Consider the following 15,995-nt stretch of genomic DNA (forward strand, 5'->3'; position numbering starts at 1 on the left):
GGGGGTGCGCGGTCCGTCCCGCGCACCCCCGGCGATCTGCTATTTCGGCCCGTTCACCCCGCATCCGCAGGGCGCCGCGTTCGTTGGCTGGTACGTGCACTCATACGACTCCTCCCGCGCCCCCTCCCGTACGAGCACCGTCTCGCACACCCCGATCTACGACACGCTGTACTCGGAGTACCTGCGCGCCTTCCGGGCGCTCCCGGGCGACCGCACGGGCGAGGAAGACCTCGGGTTCACGGCGTTCTCGTACGGGGGCGGGTACGGCAGCGGCGCCGTCGGCGCCGGCAGCGTCAGCTCGTACGCCAGCGGCTGGAACGGTTCCTCATGGCAGCGCGCCGACCCCTGGCAGCCCGTGTACGCCCCGCAGCAGCAGCCCGCCCACTCCTACGCGGGGACCGCCGCCGAGCCGGCCCCCGCATACGGCGGCGGGCGGCAGCACCAGACCGGGATGACGCACATCCCGGCGGCCCTGCCGCCCGCTCCGCGCCGGGGCTACTGACCCCGGGACCCCGCAGGGCCCGTACTGCTACTTCTTCTTCTTGTACTGGGCGCCGCGCTTCTCGCGCACCCGCACCGAGATGTGGATCGGGGTGCCCTCGAAGCCGAACTCCTCGCGCAGCCGGCGCTCGATGAAGCGCCGGTAGCCGTGCTCCAGGAAGCCGGAGGCGAAGAGGACGAACCGCGGCGGCTTGCTGCCGGCCTGGGTACCGAACAGGATGCGGGGCTGCTTGCCGCCGCGGATCGGGTGCGGGTGGGCGGCGACGACCTCACCGAGGAAGGCGTTCAGCCGGCCGGTGGGGACGCGCGTCTCCCAGCCCGCGAGGGCGGTCTCGATCGCCGGGACCAGCTTCTCCATGTGGCGGCCGGTGAGCGCGGAGACGTTCACCCGGGGCGCCCAGGAGACCTGCTGCATCTCGGTCTCGATCTCGCGCTCGAGGTAGTAGCGGCGCTCCTCGTCGAGCTCGTCCCACTTGTTGTAGGCGATCACGATGGCGCGGCCGGACTCGACGGCCATGGTGATGATGCGCTGGTCCTGGACGCTGATCTGCTCGGTGGTGTCGATCAGGATGACCGCGACCTCCGCCTTCTCCACGGCGGCGGCCGTGCGCAGGGAGGCGTAGTAGTCGGCGCCCTGCTGGAGGTGGACCTTCTTGCGGATGCCGGCGGTGTCGACGAACTTCCAGGTGACTCCGCCGAGCTCGATCAGCTCGTCGACCGGGTCGCGGGTGGTGCCGGCCAGCTCGTTGACGACGACCCGCTCCTCCTTCGCGACCTTGTTGAGCAGCGAGGACTTGCCCACGTTCGGGCGGCCGATCAGCGCGATGCGGCGGGGGCCGCCGATGGCGGTGCCGCCGAAGGTCTGCTCGGGGGCCTCGGGGAGGGCTTCGAGGACGGCGTCCAGCATGTCGCCGGTGCCGCGGCCGTGCAGCGAGGAGACCGGGTGCGGCATGCCGAGGCCCAGGGACCACAGGGAGGCCGCGTCAGACTCGCCGCTCTGGCCGTCGACCTTGTTGGCGCACAGCACGACGGGCTTCTTCGACTTGCGCAGCAGACGGACGACGGCCTCGTCGGTGTCGGTGGCGCCGACCTTGGCGTCGACGACGAAGACCACGGCGTCGGCGGACTCGATGGCGTACTCGGCCTGGGCGGCGACGGAGGCGTCGATGCCGAGGACGTCCTGCTCCCAGCCGCCGGTGTCGACGACCGTGAAGCGGCGGCCCGCCCACTCGGCCTCGTACATGACGCGGTCGCGTGTGACGCCGGGCTTGTCCTCGACGACCGCCTCGCGGCGACCGATGATGCGGTTCACCAGGGTCGACTTGCCGACGTTCGGCCGGCCCACGATGGCGAGGACGGGGAGGGGACCGGCAGCGGCCTCCTCGAGGGCACCTTCGACGTCCTCGATGTCGAAGCCCTCTTCCGCGGCGAGCTCCATGAACTCCGCGTACTCGGCATCGCCAAGTGCTCCGTGGTCGTGCTGGTCGTTCATGAAGTCCGTTCCTCGTCGTTCGTGGTGATCGGTGGCACCCGCGCAGCGCGGTTCCACTACTAGGTCAAGTCTCGCTCAGCGCCCGGTGAGGCGCTTGGCATCGGCCAGGTGGGCGGTCAGCCGGTCCTGGATGCGTACGGTGGCCTCGTCCAGCGCGGTACGGGTACGGCGGCCACTGCCGTCCCCGGCGTCGAAGGCCGAGCCGAAGACGACGTCGACCCGGCTCTTGAAGGCGGGCAGCCCCTTGACGAGCCGCCCCGGGGTGTCGCCGCTGCCCAGCACGGCCACCGGCACGATGGGCGCGCCGCTGCGCACCGCGAAGTAGGCGAGCCCGGCGCGCAGCGAGGCGAAGTCCCCTTCGCCCCGGGTGCCCTCGGGGAAGATCCCCAGGGCCCCTCCATTGTCGAGCACGCCGAGGGCGCGGCTTATCGCCGTCCGGTCGGGGCCGCCGCGGTCGACCTTGACCTGCCCGATCCCTTCGAGGAAGGGGCCGAGCGGGCCGACGTACGCTTCCTTCTTGATCAGGAAGTGCAGGGGCCGGGGCGCGGTGCCCATCACCATGGGGCCGTCGATGTTGTGCGAGTGGTTCACGGCGAGGATGACGGGGCCGGAGGCCGGCACCTTCCACGCGCCGAGCACGCGCGGCTTCCACAGCCCGTACATGAGCCCGATGCCGATGCGCCTGCCGACCGCCGCACCCTTGAGGGAGGGCGTATCGCTCACTTGCGCCCCGCCCGCTTCTCTTCCACCAGGGTCACGACGCACTCGATGACCTGGTCGAGCGTGAGCTCGGTGGTGTCCACCTCGACGGCGTCGCCGGCCTTGGCCAGCGGGGAGGTCTTGCGGCCGGAGTCCGCGGCGTCGCGCTTGATCAGCGCCGCCTGGGTGGCCGCGAGGTCGGCGGCCTCCTTGCCGCGCAGCTCGCCGCTGCGGCGGGCCGCGCGGGCCTCCGGGGACGCGGTGAGGAAGATCTTCAGGTCGGCGTCGGGCAGCACGGTGGTGCCGATGTCCCGGCCCTCGACGACGATGCCGTCGGCCTCAGCGGCCGCCTCGGCGGCGATGGACCTCTGCAGCTCGGTGATCAGGGTGCGCACCTCGGGGACGGCGCTGACGGCGCTGACCTTGGAGGTGACCTCCTGGGTGCGGATGGGGCCGGAGGCGTCGAGGCCGTCCACGGTGATGGTGGGCGCGGACGGGTCCGTACCGGACACGATGGCGGGCTTGCCGGCGGCGAGGGCGATGGCCTCCGCGTCGTCGGTGTCCACGCCGTTGGTGATCATCCACCAGGTGATGGCCCGGTACTGGGCGCCGGTGTCCAGGTAGCGCAGCCCGAGCTTGGCGGCCACGGCCTTGGAGGTGCTGGACTTGCCCGTGCCGGAGGGACCGTCGATGGCGACGATCACGGCTGCCGGAGCTGCGGTTTCCACGGTGCGGGCACCTTCCTGGTTGCGCGTACGTGTGCGGGCGCGCGAAAACGCCCCTGCTCCAGGTTACCGGCCCCCGACACCCCCCGATCCCGGCCGGGCGAATACGGCCCCGCCGGCGTTTGAGGCGCGGGGGTCCGGGGGCGGAGCCCCCGGCAACGGCGCCGCAGACGCACACGGGCTACGCCCAGAGCTGGCCCTGGAGGACCTCGATGGCTTCCTCCGTGGTGGCCGCCGTGTACACGCCAGTGGAGAGGTACTTCCAGCCGCCGTCGGCCACGACGAACACGATGTCCGCCGATTCGCCCGCGGCCACCGCCTTGCGGCCCACGCCGATCGCCGCGTGCAGCGCGGCCCCGGTGGAGACGCCCGCGAAGATGCCCTCCTGCTGGAGCAGCTCCCGCGTGCGGGTCACCGCGTCCGCCGAGCCCACCGAGAACCGCGAGGTGAGCACCGAGGCGTCGTAGAGCTCGGGGACGAAGCCCTCGTCGAGGTTGCGCAGGCCGTAGACGAGGTCGTCGTAGCGCGGTTCGGCGGCCACGATCTTGACTCCGGGAACGTGCTCGCGCAGGTAGCGGCCGACGCCCATGAGGGTGCCCGTCGTGCCCAGGCCCGCCACGAAGTGGGTGATCGAGGGCAGGTCGGCGAGGATCTCCGGGCCGGTGGTGGCGTAGTGCGCGCCCGCGTTGTCGGGGTTGCCGTACTGGTAGAGCATCACCCAGTCGGGGTGCTCGGCGGCGATTTCCTTCGCCATCCGCACCGCGGTGTTCGAGCCGCCCGCGGCGGGCGATGAGATGATCTCGGCTCCCCACATGGCCAGTAGGTCCCGGCGCTCCTGCGAGGTGTTCTCCGGCATCACGCACACGATGCGGTAGCCCTTGAGCTTGGCCGCCATCGCCAGGGAGATGCCGGTGTTGCCCGAGGTCGGCTCCAGGATGGTGCAGCCGGGGTACAGGCGGCCGGACTTCTCGGCCTGCTCGACCATGTGGAGCGCGGGGCGGTCCTTGATCGAGCCGGTCGGGTTGCGGTCCTCCAGCTTGGCCCAGATGCGGACGTCCTCGGAGGGCGACAGCCGGGGCAGCCGGACCAGCGGCGTGTTGCCGACCGAGGCCAGCGGGGAGTCGTAACGCATCAGACAGCGCCGCCGGCCACGGCCGGGAGGATGGTGACGTTGTCGCCGTCCTTGAGGGCGGTGGAGATGCCGTCGAGGAAGCGGACGTCCTCGTCGTTGAGGTAGACGTTCACGAAGCGGCGCAGCTGGCCGCCGTCGACGATGCGCTCCTCAATGCCCTTGTGGCGGCTCTCCAGGTCGGCGAAGAGGTCGGCGAGGGTGGCGCCTTCACCGGACACGGCCTTCTCGCCGTCGGTGTAGGTGCGGAGGATGGTGGGGATGCGGACCTCGATGGCCATGGCAGGCTCCATTGTCGTGAAAGGGCGTAAGGGGCGTTAAGAACGTGCGGGCGCGCGGTTCTTGCTGCCCCGCGCGAGAGGGCTCTGGTGCTCGGTGCTCAGTGCTCAGGCGGCAGGACAGATGGCGCTGGCGAGGCGGCACAGGTCGACGTGCAGCCGCGCCACGAGCAGCAGCCTGCCGGGCGTCTCGATGCTCACGTCGTGGGAAACCATGCGGTCATGTTAACGATTCCCGGTCCCCCGTTTGGAGTGTGATTCCGCATCGTGGACGCGAACTGCTCACATGGTGGTCAGTAGGCCGGAACGACCTGCACTTCTTCCTCCGTGATCACGCCGTCGACGATCCGGTACGAGCGGAACTGGAACTCCCCGAGGCCGTCCTTGTCCGCCGTCGAGACGAGGACGTAGTGCGCGCCGGGCTCGTTCGCGTAGGTGACGTCCGTGCGCGAGGGGTAGGCCTCGGTCGCGGTGTGCGAGTGGTAGACGATCACCGGCTCCTCGTCGCGGTCGTCCAGCTCGCGGTAGAGCTTGAGCAGGTCCTTCGAGTCGAACTCGTAGAACGTGGGCGACCGGGCGGCGTTGAGCATCGGGATGAACCGCTCGGGACGGTCGGTGCCAGCCGGTCCGGCCACGACGCCGCACGCCTCGTCGGGGTGGTCCTGGCGGGCGTGCTCGACGATCTGGTCGTAGAGCGCCTGGGTGAGGGTCAGCATGAGCGACAGGATAAGCAGACGGGCCCTCCCGTACCGAGATGTGGTACGGGAGGGCCCGGATGCTGGACAGGAGGCTGCTACGGGGCCGCTACGAGGCCTTGGTGAAGGCGGCGCCGCGCGGGTTGCGGGACTTCAGGGCCAGGTAGGACAGGCCCAGGATGAGGCCCCACAGCGGGGCGCAGTAGAGCGAGACCCGGGAGTCCTTGTCGACGCCCATCATCACGATGACCATGGCGATGAAGGCGAGGGCGACGTAGCTCGTGTACGGGGAGCCGGGCGTCTTGAAGCGCGAGGCGGGCAGCTCGCCGCGGTCGGCCTTGGCGCGGTAGCGGATCTGGCAGACCAGGATCACGATCCAGGCCCACATGCCGGAGATGGTGGCGAAGGAGACGACGTAGTCGAAGGCCTTGCCCGGGGCGACGTAGTTGATCCAGACGCCGACGAGCATCAGCGAGGCCGAGAAGGTGGTGCCGATCAGCGGGGTGCCGTTCTTCGTCAGCTTGGTGAAGACCTTCGGGCCCTGGCCGTTGAGGGCGAGGTCGCGCAGCATGCGGCCGGTGGAGTACATGCCCGAGTTGCAGGAGGACAGGGCGGCGGTCAGGACGACGAAGTTGACGATGGCGGCGCCGACGCCGAGGCCCATCTTCTCGAAGGCCGCGACGAAGGGCGAGACGCCCGGCTGGAAGTGCGTCCACGGCACGACCGACAGGATCATGATCAGGGCGCCGACGTAGAAGACGGCGATGCGCCACGGCACGGTGTTGATGGCCTTGGGGAGGGTCTTCTCGGGATCCTTGGACTCGCCGGCGGTGACGCCGACCAGCTCGACCGCGAGGAAGGCGAAGACCACGATCTGCAGGGTCATCAGGGTGCCGCCGATGCCCTTGGGGAAGAACCCGCCGTCGTTCCACAGGTTGGAGACGGAGGCGGTGGCGGCAGCATCGGAGAAGCCGATGGTCAGGATGCCCGCGCAGATGAGGATCATGCCGACGATGGCGGTGACCTTGACCATCGAGAACCAGAACTCCAGCTCGCCGAAGAGCTTCACGGAGATGAGGTTCGCGCCGTAGAGGATGACCGTGAAGATCAGCGCGTACGCCCACTGCGGGAAGCTGTCGCCGGTCCAGTAGGCCATGTACTTGGCCGCCGCGGTCACCTCGGTGATGCCGGTGACCACCCAGAACAGCCAGTACGTCCAGCCGGTGGCGTAGCCCCAGAAGGGGCCGAGGAACTCGCGCGCGTAGTCGGAGAAGGACCCCGCGACCGGGCGGTACATGAGCAGCTCGCCCAGGGCCCGCATGATGAAGAAGATGATCACGCCCACGATGGAGTAGGCGAGGATCAGGCTGGGTCCGGCCATGGAGATGGCCTTGCCGGCGCCCAGGAAGAGGCCGGTGCCGATGGCTCCGCCGATCGCGATCATCTGGATCTGGCGGGCGCCGAGTGCGCGGTGGTAACCCTCGCCGCCCTCGGCCGGTGCGCCCTCGCCGGGCGTCGTGTCGTGCTGCTCGACCTGCACAGAGGTCATGTCTTGGTGCGCCTTTCTCCACGCCGACCCGCGCCTTCATTGGCTGCGGATCGGGTCCTCGATCCCCCCGGATACGGATGGAGTTGCACCCGGCGGTCAGCCGGTTCAAGCGGGCCGCGGAACAGGGGTGGCGTCCCGGCGGTCGTGAAGATTTATCACGCCATTACGGGCGTTCGAGGGTGTGGAATGTGACGCAGGACACGGTAAATTCGGAACACGGAGCCCCAAAACGCATCAGATCACTGCGCCGCAGTGATCTGATCGTTATCCGGATTTGAGCGTCCGCTGAGCGAACGCCGTCGTGTTTTGAGGCTCCCCTGAGACTCCTCAGAGGGTTTCGATGAGGGTCTCCTGGAGGCCGCCCAGCCAGAGGTACGCCATCACCATCGGCTTGCGCGGATCGTCGTCCGGCAGCCGGAAGAGCATGGCGCTCTCGTCGTCCTCCGTGATGTCGAGGCGGGCCGCGATGGTCAGGCGCAGGTCGTTGAGCGCGCCGAGCCAGCGCAGCGGCAGCTCGCCGGTCAGTTCCAGCACGGCCGCCCCGTCGCCGGCCGGGGTGAGCCCGTCCAGGCTGCGTACGACGGCCAGCGCGTCCTCGCGCTTGCGGGTGCGCAGGTCGTTCTCGGTGAACCGGCGGAACTCCGCCGACCGGGCCCTGATCTCGTCCTGGTCCACGTCCTCGTCGCCCGTGCCGTCCGGGGACCCGTAGGCGTCGGGGAAGAGCCGGGCCAGCGCCGGGTCGGACGGGGGCTCGGAGGGCCCCTCGGCGAAGAGCGCGGCCAGCGGGTCGGCGTCCTCGGCGGGCTCGGGCTCGCCGGGGCCGAGCAGCTCCAGCAGCTGGACGGCCAGGGAGCGCAGGATGGAGATCTCGATCTCGTCGAGCGCGATGGCGGCGCCGCCGCCCTTCAGCTCCTCGAAGGTCCCGCCGCCCATCAGCCGCGGTCCTGCGAAAGGGTCGCCCACAGGCCGTAGCCGTGCATGGCCTGCACGTCGCGCTCCATTTCCTCGCGGGTGCCGCTGGACACGACCGCCCGCCCCTTGTGATGGACGTCGAGCATCAGCTTGTGCGCCACGTCCTTCGAATAGCCGAAGTACGCCTGGAACACGTACGCCACGTAGCTCATGAGGTTGACCGGGTCGTTGTGCACCAGGGTCACCCAGGGGACGTCGGGTTCCGGGACCGCGAAGGTCTCTTCGGCCGACTCGGTGCGTTCGATCTCAATGGGAGCAACACTCACTCGTCCCATGCTGCCACCGCAACCGGGCCGTCGCACAAACGGGTCCTACATCTCGTCACTCTGACGAAATGTGCGCTAGCATCCGTGTCATGAACCCTGCGGACCTGGGCCTGCCGGTGGACGTGCCGTCGACAGCGCTCTTCACGGACCATTACGAGCTCACGATGCTGCAGGCCGCCCTGGCGAGCGGCACGGCCGACCGCCGCTCGGTCTTCGAGGTCTTCACCCGGCGGCTGCCCGAGGGGCGGCGCTACGGCGTCGTCGCGGGCACCGGGCGGGTGCTCGACGCGGTGGAGAACTTCCGCTTCGACGGCGCCGTGCTGGAATTCCTGCGCGAGCGGGCCGTCGTCGACATGCGGACCCTGGACTGGCTGGCCTCGTACCGCTTCTCGGGCGACATCTGGGGCTACCCGGAGGGGGAGGTGTACTTCCCCGGGTCGCCGATCCTGCGCGTCGAGGGCAGCTTCGCCGAGTGCGTGCTGCTGGAGACGGTGATCCTGTCGATCCTCAACCACGACTCGGCGATCGCCGCGGCCGCCTCCCGGATGGCCTCGGCGGCGGGCGGCCGGCCGCTGATCGAGATGGGCGCGCGGCGCACGCACGAGCTGGCGGCGGTCGCCGCTTCGCGGGCCGCGTACGTGGGCGGTTTCACCTCCACCTCGGACCTGGCGGCCGGCTTCCGGTACGGGATCCCGACGGTGGGCACGAGCGCGCACGCCTTCACGCTGGTGCACGACAGCGAGCGGGACGCCTTCCAGGCCCAGGTGGCCTCGCTGGGCCGGGGCACCACGCTCCTGGTGGACACGTACGACGTGGCCGAGGCGGTCCGTACGGCCGTCGAGGTGGCGGGCACCGACCTGGGCGCGGTCCGGATCGACTCCGGCGACCTGCTGCTGGTGGCGCACCGGGTGCGGCAGCAGCTGGACGACCTGGGGGCGACCTCGACGAAGATCGTGGTCACCTCGGACCTGGACGAGTACGCCATCGCCTCGCTGGCGGCGGCGCCGGTGGACGCGTACGGGGTGGGCACCCAGCTGGTGACGGGCAGCGGTCACCCGACGTGCTCGATGGTCTACAAGCTGGTGGCCCGGGCGACCTCGGCGGACCCGAAGGCGGCGCTGGCGCCGGTGGCGAAGAAGTCCACGGGCGGGAAGACGTCCATCGGGGGCCGCAAGTGGGCCGCGCGGCGGCTGGACGCGGAGGGCGTGGCCGAGGCGGAGGTCGTGGGCGTGGGCCCCGTGCCCGCCGCCCTGGCGGACCGGCAGCTGCTCGTTCAGCTGGTCAAGGCCGGCGAGGTCGTGGCCCGCGAGCCGCTGGAGTCCGCCCGTGACCGTCACCGGGCCGCGCGGGCGGGGCTGCCGCTCTCCGCGACCCAGCTCTCCCGCGGCGAGGCCGTGCTCCCCACGGAGTACGCGTAGCCCTCCGGGCGGGCATACCCCCAGCCTCGCCGGCGTTTGAGGCGCGGGGGTCTGGGGGCAGAGCCCCCAGCAGCCGGCCCGCACCATTCACCCCGCCTAAGCGAAGGGCAGCGTCATGCACCGCGCACTGATCGTCGTCGACGTACAGAACGACTTCTGCGAAGGCGGCAGCCTCGCGGTGGCCGGCGGAGCCGACGTGGCCGCCGCCGTCACCGAGTACATCGGGCAGGCCACCGCCGCGTACCGGCACGTCGTCGCCACCCGGGACCACCACGTCGACCCCGGGTCGCACTTCGCCCGCCCCCCGGCGGAGCCGGACTACGAGACGAGCTGGCCCGTGCACTGCGTCGCCGGGACCGAGGGCGTGGGATTCCACCCGAACTTCGCGCCCGCCGTCGCGTCGGGGGCCGTCGCCGCCGTGTTCGACAAGGGCGCGTACGAAGCCGCCTACAGCGGCTTCGAGGGGGCCGACGAGAACGGTGCCACGCTCGGCGAGTGGCTGCGCGCGCGCCACGTCACCGAGGTGGACGTGGTCGGCATCGCCACCGACCACTGCGTGAAGGCCACCGCCCTCGACGCCGCCCGCGCCGGCTTCGCCACCCGCGTCCTGCTGGACCTGACGGCCGCCGTGGCCCCCCACACCACCGAGAAGGCGCTGGAGGAGCTCCGGGCGGCCGGCGTGGCCCTGGTGGGCGGCAAGGCCTCCTGAGGCCGGCCTGGGGCCTGTCCGACCCTGATCCGCCGGACAGGCCCTGGTGCTGTGGCCGGAAAGGTTTGCCGGGTCGCGGTGTCCGGTGCATGGGGCCTCCCCAGGCCCGCAGGGCCTAGGGGAAGCATCGCAAGGCGGAGGGCCGCGGCTCGTACTGGACGTACTTGCGCGGTCCGACAACGCAGCGAGGTGCCGTGCCGGGCGCCGTGACCCGGTGAACCTTGCCGGTCACAGCACTAGGTGCCCAGGAGGGCCCGGATGGGGTGCCAGAGCTCCTGGGCGCGGTCGGGGGCCCCGCGCCACAGGAGGCCGTCCGGGTGGTGCAGGACGGCCGTGATCTCGTCCGGTGTCGGCGGGTGCGCGTTGCCCCGCAGGTACACGGCCCGCATACCGAGGTTCCGCAGCCTGGTCAGGGCGCGGGCACGGTTCGCGGCGTGCACGAGGACGCGGACGTCGCCGTCGTCGCCGCCCTCGCCGGGCGACGGTCTGGGCAGCGTGAGCGCGACCACGACGCTGCCGCCTGGCAATCTGACGAAACCTCCACCGGGCACGGCTGTCATCTCCCCCGTCAATAAGAAACTCGTACCGCGCATCTAAACGCGATCGGCCGCCGCCCGCTAGAGGGCGACGGCCGATCATGCTTTGACCTGCGGTTTTACCGAATTACTTGGCGGAGGGTCCGACCTCGACCGTCATGACGAGACCGTCGTAGGTCTCCTTGAGGATCTTGATCTTGGTGTTGGTGTCAGTGACCTTCACCGAGCCGGTCGGGTTCTCGGCGTACCAGTAGGTGCCCTTCTTGTCGTCGAAGACCAGCTGGGCGGCCTTCGGCTTGAGGAAGAGCTCCTCGCCGTTCTTGTGCAGGGTGATCGCGTCCGTCTTGTAGGCGCTGAAGGCGGCGTCGTACGGCTGGATCTTGTTGCGCAGCAGGGTGCCGTCCGCCCACTTCATGGGCTTCGCGTTGGCGTCGATCGGAAGGATCAGGCCCTGGCCCGGGTGCTGGCTGGTGTTGTTGTCCTTCTGGGAGGTGTCCCACTGCCAGATCAGCAGGCCGTCCTGGTAGGCGTAGTGCTCGACCCAGTTCGGACGGGTGTTGGCGAAGCCGAAGTTGTACGGGCCGACCTGGAGGGTCTTGTCGTACGAGACGTAGCGGCGGTTCTCGGCCAGGTAGTACTGGGCGTACTCCTTGGTGAAGCCGGAGCCGATGCGCGAGAAGCCCTTGCCGGTCCAGCCGTTGTCGCCGTTCTCGGCGCCGTCGGTGAACAGCGCGGCGCCGTCCGCGGTGATGGTCATGGCGTCGGCCGTGAAGCCCTTGCCGCCCGCGCCGCCGTCCGTCTGGTAGCGGAAGCGGAGGTCGAACTTCTTGCCCGCGTAGGCGTCGAGCGGGAAGTTCAGGTTCTTCCAGGACTCCGAGGCACCGGTCAGCGACGGGCTGCCGGAGGCGTCGGCCGGGAGGGCCGTGCCGTCGGCGGTACCGGCGAGGGCGGTCCAGGTGGCGCCGCCGTCCGTGGACACCTCGGTGTAGAGGTAGTCGTAGTCGGCCTCGATGTCCCACCAGCCCTTGAGGGACAGCGCGGCGGACGTCTTGCCCGTCAGGTCCACGGAGCGGGTGAGGGTGTTCTTGAGGTCGTCGCCCATGTTGCTCCACCACTGGGTGGCGCCTTCGGCGGGGGCGACGACGTCGGTCTTGACCTGCTTCTTCGGCAGCTCGACGACCAGCGCCTGCTTGTCCTTGGTGTTGTACTCCGAAACGCCCAGCTTGTGGGTGGACTTCGTCGCGGCCTTGGCCTTGTCGTAGTTCAGCCAGCCCAGCTGGAGCTTGTCCCAGGCGGTCATGTCGCCCGGGAGGTCGCCTATGGAGTCCTGGCCCTTGCCGAGCCAGGAGCCGGCCGACATCAGGGACCAGAAGCCGACCGAGTTCTCGCCGCCGCCGGAGGTGTCGTAGAGGTCGGGCAGGCCCAGGTCGTGGCCGTACTCGTGCGCGAAGACACCGAGGCCGCCGTTCTCGGGCTGCATCGTGTAGTCGCCGACCCAGATGCCGGAGTCGCCGATCTGGGTGCCGCCGGCCTTGTTGTTCTCCGGACCGGTCTTGCCCGCCGCGGTGCCGTACGCGTACCAGCGGTGCGCCCACAGCGCCGTCGGGCCCTGCACGCCGCCGCCGGCCGACTCGTCCTCGCCCGCGTGGACGATCTGGAAGTGGTCGATGTAGCCGTCGGGCTCGTTGAAGTTGCCGTCGCCGTCGAAGTCGTAGCGGTCCCACAGGTCGTACTGGGCCAGCTTCGCCTTGATCTCGGCGTCGGTCTTGCCCGCCTTCTTCTGGGCCTCCACCCACGCGGTGACGCCGTCCTTGACGGTGTCCCACACGTTGGAGCAGTTGCTCTGGCCGCAGTAGTTGGAGCCGTAACGGGCCTCGTTGTACGGGACCTTGACCCAGTCGGCGACCTCGCCCTCGACCGAGTAGCGGCCCGAGGAGGTCTTCTCGTAGTAGGTCTTCAGCGAGTCCTTGCCCTGACCCGTGGCGAAGTACAGGTCCTGGAAGTACTCGCGGCTGAAGTCCTTGCGCCAGGCGGTGCTGTTGTTGTTGGCGCGGTCCGGCTGGGCGATCGTGTTGTGCAGCGGACCGGGGGTGCCGCCGTACTTCGGGACGGCCGGCTTGGGGCCGGGGCCGTCCGGGTCGAACATGGTGGTGTTGTCGACCTGGTCGCCGAACTCGACGAGGATCGTGAAGATCTTGTCGGTCTTCTCGCGGCCGAGCTCGACGTACTTCTTGTCGTCGAGCTTGACGACCTTGGAGGCGCCGCGCTGCTCGACGTCCTTCTTGCCGGAGAGCACCTGGTCCAGGGCGGCCTTGCGCTGCTGCGCCTGCTGCTCGCTGAACGGGCCCTTGAGGTTGTGCTCGACCACCTTCGAGGGGGCGGTCGGGTCCTGGCGGTCGGCCACCGGGGCGTTCGGGCCCTTGTCCTCGGCCTGGGCCGCGGTGACAGTGAAGAAGGTGGCGCTCGTCGCACAAGCTGCCATGGTCACGGCGACGGCCGCGGCGCGCACGGTGCGCCGCTTGGCGGAGTTGCTGGTCACTTGATGTGTTCCCCTCCCGCGGCCGCATGGACGGTCGGAACGTCTCCATCGGAGCAGGGGGGTTCCGCGCGGCGCGCGTCTCAAGTGACGACATTTGACCGGAGAGTTCAAAGAAAAGACAGACCTTGACTTGCTCCTTACAACTGCACTATGCGGTCAGCGAGTTCCGCTATCCGGACGTTCCGCTGCCATACGGGGCGAACGGCGCTTCCCGGCCTCGCATTTGGGGCGTTCCGGACCCGATCGGTCCGGTCGGCCGCGGCGCATGGTGAGGAAAATGACCCTCGTGCGCCCCCCGTGCTCCGGCACCGTGGGTTAGGTCACGCTTACTGGCGGTTCCGCTCGGGCATCTGCAGTCGTAGAGTCACTTGACGCGCGACCTAGTTGAGCCGACTCCCCCTCCCCTCCCTGAGGACGGATATCGCCATGCCGCGTCCGACTGCCGCACAGCTCGCCTACGGGTCCGCCACCGTCATCGTGTCGACGATCGCCATGCTGCTGCTCTCGCAGACGAGTACGGGGCTCGGAGTCGCGGTCATCGCCGCGGCCGCCCTCGCGCTCGGTCTGCTCGTCGCCCTCACGGTGCCCGCGCCCCGGCGGCGGGGGCGGCATGCGGCCACCGCCCGTACGGGCGGCGCGGCGGGTGCCGTTGCCGCCCCGCACGCCGGCGCCGTCGCCGGGGCCGGGGCCGGGGCCGTCTCCGAAGAGCCCGTGCACCACTGACTCCGGGCAACGCGGAGCGGGCGGCCTCCCCCGAGGGGTGACCGCCCGCTGTGTGCGCGTGTCGCGTGTGGGGTCAGGTCGTTGCCTGGACCACCACGGTCTTGCCCACCTTGTCGTGCAGGCCCTGCTTGTACGGCTTGTCCGCGACGATCGAGATGATCAGCGCGAGCGGCCACAGGCAGAAGCAGCAGATCAGCGTCGGCAGCCAGAGCACCGCGGCGCGGGACAGTGCCGGGCCTGACACCGGGACGCTGCCGTCGTTGAGCATCGCCACGCGCAGGCCCATCGCCTTCTTGCCGACGGTCTGGCCGTTCTTCTTGGTGAACCACCAGTCGTAGCCGATGTAGGCGACGATCGCGATCAGGGTCATCAGCAGGCCGCTGCCGCTGTAGGACTTCGTGATGATCTCGGTGACGTCCTCGCCCTTGTTCGTCTCGACCGTGTAGCGGTTCCGGTCGCCGATGGCCAGCTGGATGAGGAACAGCGGGACGGCGACGATCAGCAGGTCGATGATGCGCGCGGCGAGCCGCTTGCCGAAGTCGGCGAGCGGGGGCATCCCGGCGAGCGGGTCCGGCATGCCGTAGCCGCCGCTCCCTCCGTACGGGTCACCGCCGTAGGGGGGCGGCGGGGGCGGGTATCCGCCTCCTCCGCCGCCGCCCCCGCCCCCGCCCGCGCCCGGGCCTCCGGGGGGCGGGGGTGGCTGGCCGCCGCCCCCGGGAGGCGGCGAGCCGTACGGCGAACCGCCCGACGGAGGCGTCGGTTCCTGGGGCTTCTTGAGGAACGGGTCGTCCTCGGGCGGCTCGCCCGGCGGCGGCTGGTCGGTACTCATGGCCCGAGTCGAACCCGGGTCCGCCGCCCCCGCAACGGGACCGCGTCCATTCGGGGGACGTGCTCGTCAGCGGGAGACGTAGGTTCCTGCCGCCTTGTCGTGCCAGGCCTGGCGGCGCGGGCGGTCCACCAGGCACCAGAGGCTGCCGGGGAGGCCGAGGAAGGCGTACACCAGCCAGCGGCGCAGGGCCGCGCCGAAGCGGGGCGGGCGCAGGGTGGCGGCGGCCAGCACCCGGATGCCGAGGACCTTCTTGCCCGGGGTACGGCCCCAGCGGGCGGTGGGCAGGACCTCGTAGAGGATCCCGAAGAGGAGGACGGCCCCCAGGACCAGGCCCAGTTGGCCGGCGACGGTGGCGTCGAGGAGCCAGACGGTGGTGGCGCGGCCGCTCGCCCGGGCGGCGTCGACCTTCGACTGGAGGTGGGCGGTGGCCGCGGGGACGAGGGGGGTGGCGGCCGCCGCCGCGACGGCCGCGAACACGAGGGAGTCCAGCGCGCGGGCCGCCACGCGCCGCGCCAGCCCTGCGGGGCGCACGGCGCGGTCGGCCATCCGCTCGAAGACGGCGCGTGCGGTGTCCCCCGGAGGGCTGGGGGCGGGGATGCGGGGGGCCGCCGGGGCCGCCGGGGCGGCGGGGGCCGCGGGGTGCGGGAGCGCCGGGCGAGCGCCGGCCGCGCGGGGCGGCCACACCTCGGCGTCCCGCTGTGCGGCGGGCCGCAGCGCCTCCGCCCGGGGCTCCGGGGCGGGTGCCGGGAGGGGCTCCGCCTCGGGCCAGGAGGCCGTCAGGCCGGACACGGCGGCTCCGGCAGCCTCGGGCCAGGCGGTGGCCGGGGGCGGGGCCGGAAAGGTTCCGCCGGGGCCGGGCGGTCGCCGGGGCGTCTCCTCGGACGCCGAACGTTTCCAGGGGTCGGAGGGCCGAGGGTGGCCCAGTTCGGCGTCCT

The 15,995-nt window shown here is 70.8% G+C and carries 18 protein-coding genes; 4 read left to right on the top strand and 14 right to left on the bottom strand.

Annotated elements, in window-relative coordinates; genetic code table 11:
* The first annotated feature begins 4 nt into the window (after positions 1–4).
* Positions 5–502 (top strand): hypothetical protein, encoded by a 498-nt coding sequence (locus AB0O21_RS34365; RefSeq protein WP_365177881.1) that lies wholly within the window; start codon positions 5–7, stop codon positions 500–502.
* 27 nt (positions 503–529) lie between these two features.
* Here AB0O21_RS34365 and der read toward each other — a convergent pair whose 3' ends face one another.
* From der to clpS, 10 genes are all read right to left on the bottom strand, one after another.
* A complete protein-coding gene (der, locus tag AB0O21_RS34370) occupies positions 530–1,993 on the bottom strand; it encodes a ribosome biogenesis GTPase Der (protein WP_365177884.1) in 1,464 nt (487 codons plus the stop codon).
* A gap of 75 nt (positions 1,994–2,068) precedes the next feature.
* The gene (locus AB0O21_RS34375; protein WP_365177887.1) at positions 2,069–2,716 is read right to left on the bottom strand and encodes a lysophospholipid acyltransferase family protein; all 648 of its coding nucleotides are present in this window, start codon (positions 2,714–2,716) and stop codon (positions 2,069–2,071) included.
* On the bottom strand, positions 2,713–3,420 hold the full coding sequence (gene cmk / locus AB0O21_RS34380) for a (d)CMP kinase (protein WP_365177889.1): 708 nt from the start codon (positions 3,418–3,420) through the stop codon (positions 2,713–2,715). The genes AB0O21_RS34375 and cmk overlap by 4 nt, the downstream gene beginning before the upstream one ends.
* Positions 3,421–3,598: 178 nt before the next feature.
* Complete coding sequence (locus AB0O21_RS34385; protein ID WP_365177892.1) at positions 3,599–4,549, bottom strand: cysteine synthase; 951 nt, start codon at positions 4,547–4,549, stop codon at positions 3,599–3,601.
* On the bottom strand, positions 4,549–4,827 hold the full coding sequence (locus AB0O21_RS34390) for a MoaD/ThiS family protein (protein WP_365177895.1): 279 nt from the start codon (positions 4,825–4,827) through the stop codon (positions 4,549–4,551). The genes AB0O21_RS34385 and AB0O21_RS34390 overlap by 1 nt, the downstream gene beginning before the upstream one ends.
* Before the next feature lie 105 nt (positions 4,828–4,932).
* The gene (locus tag AB0O21_RS34395; RefSeq protein WP_311736929.1) at positions 4,933–5,040 is read right to left on the bottom strand and encodes a putative leader peptide; all 108 of its coding nucleotides are present in this window, start codon (positions 5,038–5,040) and stop codon (positions 4,933–4,935) included.
* Positions 5,041–5,117: 77 nt separating this feature from the next.
* Positions 5,118–5,540: a M67 family metallopeptidase gene (locus AB0O21_RS34400; RefSeq protein WP_365177898.1), complete on the bottom strand. Its 423-nt coding sequence runs from the start codon at positions 5,538–5,540 to the stop codon at positions 5,118–5,120.
* Between the two features lie 88 nt (positions 5,541–5,628).
* Positions 5,629–7,068 (bottom strand): amino acid permease, encoded by a 1,440-nt coding sequence (locus AB0O21_RS34405; protein WP_365177901.1) that lies wholly within the window; start codon positions 7,066–7,068, stop codon positions 5,629–5,631.
* A gap of 327 nt (positions 7,069–7,395) precedes the next feature.
* Positions 7,396–8,001 carry a DUF2017 domain-containing protein gene (locus AB0O21_RS34410; RefSeq protein WP_365177904.1) on the bottom strand — a complete coding sequence of 202 codons (606 nt, stop codon included), beginning with the start codon at positions 7,999–8,001 and terminating at the stop codon, positions 7,396–7,398.
* Positions 8,001–8,315, bottom strand: a complete 315-nt coding sequence (gene clpS, locus AB0O21_RS34415; RefSeq protein ID WP_365177907.1) for an ATP-dependent Clp protease adapter ClpS — start codon at positions 8,313–8,315, stop codon at positions 8,001–8,003. The genes AB0O21_RS34410 and clpS overlap by 1 nt, the downstream gene beginning before the upstream one ends.
* A gap of 80 nt (positions 8,316–8,395) precedes the next feature.
* Here clpS and AB0O21_RS34420 point away from each other — a divergent pair, with 80 nt between their 5' ends.
* Both AB0O21_RS34420 and AB0O21_RS34425 read left to right on the top strand, forming a co-directional pair.
* Positions 8,396–9,724 (top strand): nicotinate phosphoribosyltransferase, encoded by a 1,329-nt coding sequence (locus tag AB0O21_RS34420; protein WP_365177910.1) that lies wholly within the window; start codon positions 8,396–8,398, stop codon positions 9,722–9,724.
* Between the two features lie 115 nt (positions 9,725–9,839).
* On the top strand, positions 9,840–10,433 hold the full coding sequence (locus AB0O21_RS34425; protein ID WP_365177912.1) for an isochorismatase family protein: 594 nt from the start codon (positions 9,840–9,842) through the stop codon (positions 10,431–10,433).
* A gap of 236 nt (positions 10,434–10,669) precedes the next feature.
* Here AB0O21_RS34425 and AB0O21_RS34430 read toward each other — a convergent pair whose 3' ends face one another.
* Together AB0O21_RS34430 and AB0O21_RS34435 are read right to left on the bottom strand one after the other, a co-directional pair.
* Positions 10,670–10,984 carry a hypothetical protein gene (locus tag AB0O21_RS34430; RefSeq protein ID WP_365177915.1) on the bottom strand — a complete coding sequence of 105 codons (315 nt, stop codon included), beginning with the start codon at positions 10,982–10,984 and terminating at the stop codon, positions 10,670–10,672.
* A gap of 112 nt (positions 10,985–11,096) precedes the next feature.
* Entirely contained in the window at positions 11,097–13,451 is a 2,355-nt protein-coding gene (locus AB0O21_RS34435; protein WP_365177929.1) for an immune inhibitor A domain-containing protein, read from the bottom strand.
* A 483-nt stretch (positions 13,452–13,934) separates the two neighbouring features.
* On the opposite strand from AB0O21_RS34435, the gene AB0O21_RS34440 reads away from it, so the two are divergent.
* Positions 13,935–14,231, top strand: a complete 297-nt coding sequence (locus tag AB0O21_RS34440; protein WP_365177918.1) for a hypothetical protein — start codon at positions 13,935–13,937, stop codon at positions 14,229–14,231.
* A 73-nt stretch (positions 14,232–14,304) separates the two neighbouring features.
* Here AB0O21_RS34440 and AB0O21_RS34445 read toward each other — a convergent pair whose 3' ends face one another.
* Positions 14,305–15,060, bottom strand: coding sequence for an RDD family protein (locus tag AB0O21_RS34445; protein WP_365177920.1), 756 nt, complete (start codon positions 15,058–15,060; stop codon positions 14,305–14,307).
* A 66-nt stretch (positions 15,061–15,126) separates the two neighbouring features.
* The coding region (locus AB0O21_RS34450) for an RDD family protein (protein WP_365177923.1) at positions 15,127–15,995 on the bottom strand (869 nt) is incomplete at its 5' end.

It is taken from the genome of Streptomyces sp. NPDC091371 (assembly GCF_040684275.1).
In the GTDB taxonomy this organism is placed as follows: Bacteria; Actinomycetota; Actinomycetes; order Streptomycetales; family Streptomycetaceae; genus Streptomyces.